The organism is Bacillus sp. Xin1 (assembly GCF_013314535.1).
Classification (GTDB): Bacteria; Bacillota; Bacilli; order Bacillales; family Bacillaceae_G; genus Bacillus_A.
Window position 1 is genome coordinate 1 of record NZ_JABUAE010000138.1, and the last position, 1,185, is coordinate 1,185.

1 protein-coding gene is annotated in these 1,185 nt (G+C 33.4%); it reads right to left on the reverse strand.

Annotated elements, in window-relative coordinates; translation table 11 throughout:
* Positions 1-1,158, reverse strand: a protein-coding gene (locus tag HRG09_RS28105; protein ID WP_174104072.1) for an IS3 family transposase whose coding sequence is annotated in 2 segments (ribosomal slippage) — positions 1-852 and positions 852-1,158 — 1,159 coding nt annotated over the 2 segments. Because the reading frame shifts where the segments join, the coding sequence is not laid out codon by codon here. This gene is flagged as partial in the annotation.
* Positions 1,159-1,185 lie beyond the last annotated feature (27 nt).

Here is a 1,185-nt window from a genome sequence, read left to right on the forward strand (position 1 = left end):
GATGGTTGAGTCGTTTTTGGAACCGTTTATAGTTATAAAAATAGATATACTCTTCAATTGCTTGTATTAAAGCAGCTTCTGTTTTAAAATGATTCAAATACAACATTTCCGATTTAAAATGGGAGAAAAATGACTCAATACAGGCATTATCATGGCAGTTTCCTTTGCGAGAGTGGCTACCAATGATACCTAAACCTAAAAGTCGTTTGTTGTAGGCGTGGGATGTGTACTGGAATCCCTGATCTGAATGGAGAATGGTTCCACGCACATCTCTTTTTTGTGCCAACATTTCAATTGTATCCAATACAAGTTCATTATCATTCCGCTTGGATATTTTCCAAGAAACAACTTCGTTATTATAAATATCTTGGACAACAGAAAGATACCGAAATCCTTCTTGGAATCGTAGGTAAGTAATATCTGTAACAAGTGCTTCATTTTGTTGGCGATCTTTAAATTCACGGTTTAAAACATTCGGAAAAACATTGGAATAGTTCCCTTTAAAGAAGCGACGCTTCTTTCGAATAATAGATTGAATGTCGAGCTCGCTCATTAAGCGATATACTTTTTTGTGATTTATAAAATATCCCTCTTCCTGTAAAGCAATTTTCATACGTGGATAACCATATTCCTTGTGCTTTACATGAATAGATTGTATTACTTTTTTTAATCGTTTCTCGGATTCCATTCGCATGTTTTTCATACCTTTTGTATGAATCCACTTATAATAACTTGAACGATGTACACCGGCAAATTTCGTAAGCCACATAACTGGATATTTCCCTTTTAATGATTCAATGATGTGATATCTCTCTGTATATTTTAGTGCACCCCCATTTACAGATTTGGATACTGCTTTTTTAAATATTCAACCTGTGCCTTATAGTAGTCACGTTCCTCCTCAATCGTCTTAAAATGAATACGTTTACCTTTTAGAGGATTGGATATACCTTTCATTCCACCATTTTTCCCACGAGTATCTGTAATTTCACCAAATTCTTTATATTTTTTCACCCAATTTTTTAATTGTGTAGAGCTTTTAATCTGATATTTTTCCTTTATCACATTGTAACTTCCTTCACCGTTTAAATAACTTTGAACAGCTGATAACTTTAATTCTTCTGAGTATGTATTAAATGTTGAACCTTTTTTAGTCATGAAAAATCCCCTCCAAGTAATAGTGTA